Below are 4229 nucleotides of genomic sequence, written 5' to 3' on the forward strand. Positions count from 1 at the left end.
AGTTTGCTGGTCAGTGCAGACTGTGGCCGATCGACATTCGGTCGGACAGCGGCTCCTGGCATCTCCCCTCCCTGCCAAGGGAGGGGCCGGGGGTGGGTTGGCCTGTTGTGGAACGCTTACGTTTCCTCTCGAGCCGACTCACCTCCAACCCCTCCCTTCTCAGGAAGGGGAGCAGGTTGAAGGCACTTGCTGAATGTCGATCCAGCCCCGGCCTTCGCTGTGCAGTCATGTCAAAGAGCGGACGCGGTTTCGCGCGTTGCCGATACTCTGGCAAATACTGCCGTTGTAGGACAGCGCGCCCGGCGCGCCATGCGCCGGGCGGGGGGATCACTCGCCCGACTGGTTCGACATCGCATCGTCGACCGGGGCGTCGTCGGCCGGCGGGGTTGGTTCACCACGGGTGCTGCGCGAGGTCAGGCCGGTGGCCGAGGCGTCGTCGAGGACCTGCTGGTCGGGTTCGACCGGCGGCGGGGGTGGCGGCAGGTCCTCGACCGGGGCAGCGGCGGTCGCGTTGCCGACGATGTCGGGTACGGGTTCGTAGCTGACGTCAGTATTGGCTTCGACCGGCGGCGGTGCCTCCTCGTCGAACGCGCTGTTCTCGATCGGTGCCTCGTCGACCGTGTCGTTCGAGCAGGCGGCAAGACCCCCGGCGAGCAGCAACGCGCTGCCCGCCAGCATCAGCCCACGAAATTTCCGGTTCATTCGCACTCCCTTCATCGCGCGGCGACCTGCATCTTGTCCGACCGGGCGGCGATCTTGTTGGCGAGAACGCCGTCCCATTTATACGGGTCCTCGCGGAAGCTCATCGTGCCGTTGGGCGTGGCGAAGGCGGTCCAGTAGAGAAGGTACACCTTCACCGGATTGGCGACCTGCGCACGCACCGTCTTGCCCGAGGCGAGCGTCGCGTCGATCTGCGTATCGGGCCATTGCGGCGTGGTGCGCAGCAACAGCCGCGCCAGATCCTCGGGCTTTTCGAGGCGGACACAGCCGTGGCTGGCGAGGCGATCGAACTTGGCGAAGCCCGACTGCGCCGGGGTGTCGTGGAGATAGACCGCGAACGGATTGTCGAAATCGAACTTGAACCGGCCGAGTGCGCTGCGCTCCGACGCCTGTTGCAGCCGCTTGCCACCGTTGCCGGTGTCGATCACGCGGAAGCCGTTGCGCCGGAGATAGCCGGGGTTCGCCCGTTCCTTGGGCCACAGTTCCTTGTCGGCGATCGACGACGGCACATTCCATGGCGGATTGAGCACGATCGAATGGATCGTCGAGGTCAGCATCGGGGTTTCATCGCCCGGACGGCCCGTCACCGCCTTCATCGACGTGACCGGCTGATCGCCGTCGAACACCGTCAGCACGGCGGCGGCGATGTTGACCTGAATCCGGTCCTTCTCAAGTTGCGTCGGCAACCAGCGCCAGCGCTCCATGTTGGCCTTGATCTGCTTGATCCGCTCGCTGACCGGCACGTTGAGCGAGGCGATCGTCTGCGCGCCGACCTGTCCGGCGGGGTTCAGGCCATAGCGGCGCTGGGCGCGACGCACCGCATCGAGCAGCGATGCGTCGAACATGTCGCCGCTGGCCGAAACCTCGGAATCCTCGGCGGCGAGGCGCTTGCGCAGCGCCGCGACCTGCGGTCCTCGACCGCCCAGTTTCAGTTCGGACCCGGCGCCGATCGTGCCCCAGCCGCCCGCCGCCTGAATCTTGCGATAGCGCGCGAGGCCGGCGACCAGCGTGTCATAGCCAGCATAGGGCGGCGGCAGCGCGGCGACCCACGATGCCAGCCGGTTCTGCGCCACGGCGGCGCGCAGCGAGGGGAGCGGGTCGAACGGCTGCGGCCGCATCGCCCAGTCGGTCTGGAAATCGGCGGTGTCGAGCCGGCCCGAACGGACCGCGCGGGCATGGTCGAGCGCTGCCTGCACCAGCGCCGGGCCGGTCAGCGAGGCGAGCGCGGGTTCGCGGTCCTTCAGCCCCTGCGCCACTTCGTCGCGGGCGATCAGCCGGGCGAGTTCGCCTTCCTGCGCCGGGGTGAGGACCGGCACGGCCATGGTCACGCCGGTGGTCTGCGGCAGCGTCGGCACGACCGGCGGCGGCAGTACCTGCGCGCCGGCGGCGGCAGTGCAGCCGAGCGCGACGCCCGCCATCAGCAGACGGCGGGCCGGAGTTACGAAGCGGTGGCGGTTGTGGAAAATCGCTCTCATCCTTGACACTCTACGGGTGCGGGCCGGTCTATCGCTACCGATGCTGCCGCACGATGAACCGTTTCCCCTTTGCGGCGCATCATAGCACAGGGCCGGGGGCGTTTCGCACCCCCTGAATGGCGAAGATTCACGACAAATGCCGCTTGTCGAGTTTTCTGGCCAGCGTGCGGCGGTGCATCCCCAGCCGCCGGGCCGCTTCGGAGATGTTGAAGCCGGTGTCGGCCAGCGTCTGGTGAATATGTTCCCATTCCAGTGTCTTGATCGAGGTGGGGGCGGCGGTCAGGTCGGCGGCGACATTGCCCTCTACCTTGGCGAAGGCCGCCTCGATCTCGTCGGTGTTGGCGGGTTTGGTGAGATAGTTGGTCGCGCCCAGCTTGATCGCCTCCACCGCCGTCGCGATGCTGGCGAAGCCGGTCAGCACGACGATCCGCATCGCCGGATCGATCGCCGACAGCGTCGACACGCAGGCGAGGCCCGACGCGCCGCCCAGCCGCAGGTCGACGACCGCGAAGCCGGGATCGAACGCGCGGGCAAGCTCCTCCAGCCGGTCGGGGCCGCCGGTGACTTCGACGGCATAGCCGCGCCGCTCGAACGATCGGCACAATGTCCGGGCGAAGGTGGCGTCGTCCTCGACGATGAGCAGGCGGGGTGCGGTCATCGCGGTTTCTCCAGCGCGAGTGATTCGATCGGCAGGACGAGGGTGGTTTCGGCGCCGCCGCTTTCGCGGTTCACCGCCTCGATCGTGCCGCCCAGCGGACGCAGCACGTTGGTGGCGAGATAGAGGCCGAGCCCGGCACCCTGCCGGTCCTTGCTGGTATTGTACGGCTTGCCCAGCGCAGCGAGGATGGCGGCGGCGAAGCCGGGGCCGTCGTCACGGACCGACAGGCGCAGCATCGCCCCGTCGCGCAGCGCGACCAGCGCGATGGCGCGGCCGCCGGCCTCGAGCGCATTGTCGAGCAGGTTGGTGATCGCCTGCGCCAGCGCGCGGTCGGCGACGATCGGCACGTCGGGACCGAGCCGGTCCTCGAAGGTGGCGCGCGCCGGATCGCTGCCGCGCCAGCGGTCGAGCGTGGCGGTGAGGAAGGTGCGCAGCGTCGTGCGGGTCGGGGCTTCGCCGGTGACTTCGCCGGCGGCGAACAGGATGCCCGAGACGATGTCCTTGCAGCGCGCGATCTCGCCGCGCATGTCGTCGACCTCGGCGGCGAGGCGCGGGGATCGGCGGATCGCGGGTTCGGTCTTCCAGTCGCCGAGCAGCACCGAGATCGACGAGAGCGGCGTGCCCAGTTCGTGCGCGGCACCACTGGCGAGGAGTCCCATGCGGACGATATGCTCCTCCTCGACCGCGCGGTTGTGGAGCTGGGCGACCTTGGCATCGCGGTCGCGCAGGTTGGCGGCGATGCGGGTGACGAAGGCGACGAGCAGCGTCGCGGCCAGCACGAAGTTGATCCAGTTGCCGATCAGATAGGCGTCGGAGAGGTCGCTGGCATAGCCCGGCGGCAGGCTAAGCGGGCGATAGACGACCGCGAGCAGCGCGAAGGCGGCGCTGGTGATCGCGACCAATGCCCAGTTCCACCATTGCGGCAGCAGGATCGCGCCGATCACGACCTGCAACAGATAGAGCGAGACGAACGGATTGCGCGCCCCGCCCGAGAGATAGAGTTGCGCGGTGAGCGAGGAGACGTCGAGCACCAGCGCGGCGAAGATCGGCAGGTTGGTGTCGCTCCAGCGCGAGCGGCGGGCCAGCGTCAGCAGGTTGAGCAGCACGAGACCCGCCAGCACCCCGGCCATCGGGAGCAGCGGCAGGCGGATGCCGAGCAGCCCGTCGACGACGAGGATCGTGGCGAGTTGTCCGCCGACCGCGAGCCAGCGCAACTGCACCAGCAACAGCATGTTGCGCCCGACGCCGTCGGCGGGCGGCAGGAAGCGCGGCGGCAGGAGCGGGCGGGCGGGCTGCATGGGCGGTATGTAGGGGGGCTGGGGCGTGGGGGTAAGCGGTACTGGCTCCCCTCCCTGGCAAGGGAGGGGTTGGGGGTG

4 protein-coding genes are annotated in these 4229 nt (G+C 68.8%); all 4 read right to left on the reverse strand.

Annotation, left to right across the window (positions count from 1 at the left end):
• Positions 1-327 precede the first annotated feature (327 nt).
• The 4 genes from ASE78_RS09755 to ASE78_RS09770 all read right to left on the reverse strand — a co-directional run bounded on the left by ASE78_RS09755 (position 328) and on the right by ASE78_RS09770 (position 4151).
• Entirely contained in the window at positions 328-702 is a 375-nt protein-coding gene (locus ASE78_RS09755) for a hypothetical protein (protein ID WP_056496189.1), read from the reverse strand.
• Positions 703-713: 11 nt separating this feature from the next.
• Positions 714-2138, reverse strand: a complete 1425-nt coding sequence (locus ASE78_RS09760) for a L,D-transpeptidase family protein (RefSeq protein WP_056496192.1) — start codon at positions 2136-2138, stop codon at positions 714-716.
• Between the two features lie 184 nt (positions 2139-2322).
• The gene (locus tag ASE78_RS09765) at positions 2323-2853 is read right to left on the reverse strand and encodes a response regulator transcription factor (RefSeq protein WP_056496196.1); all 531 of its coding nucleotides are present in this window, start codon (positions 2851-2853) and stop codon (positions 2323-2325) included.
• The gene (locus ASE78_RS09770; RefSeq protein ID WP_056496199.1) at positions 2850-4151 is read right to left on the reverse strand and encodes an ATP-binding protein; all 1302 of its coding nucleotides are present in this window, start codon (positions 4149-4151) and stop codon (positions 2850-2852) included. Before ASE78_RS09770 ends, ASE78_RS09765 begins: the two co-directional genes overlap by 4 nt.
• Positions 4152-4229: the final 78 nt, after the last annotated feature.

Source organism: Sphingomonas sp. Leaf25, assembly GCF_001421635.1.
Classification (GTDB): domain Bacteria; phylum Pseudomonadota; class Alphaproteobacteria; order Sphingomonadales; family Sphingomonadaceae; genus Sphingomonas.

What these genes read in the sequence shown, in the direction of transcription:
- ASE78_RS09755 (WP_056496189.1), bottom strand. Translation starts at nt 702, where the DNA reads ATGAACCGGAAATTTCGTGGGCTGATGCTGGCGGGCAGCGCGTTGCTG.
- ASE78_RS09760 (WP_056496192.1), bottom strand. Translation starts at nt 2,138, where the DNA reads ATGGCGGGCGTCGCGCTCGGCTGCACTGCCGCCGCCGGCGCGCAGGTA.
- ASE78_RS09765 (WP_056496196.1), bottom strand. Translation starts at nt 2,853, where the DNA reads ATGACCGCACCCCGCCTGCTCATCGTCGAGGACGACGCCACCTTCGCC.
- ASE78_RS09770 (WP_056496199.1), bottom strand. Translation starts at nt 4,151, where the DNA reads ATGCAGCCCGCCCGCCCGCTCCTGCCGCCGCGCTTCCTGCCGCCCGCC.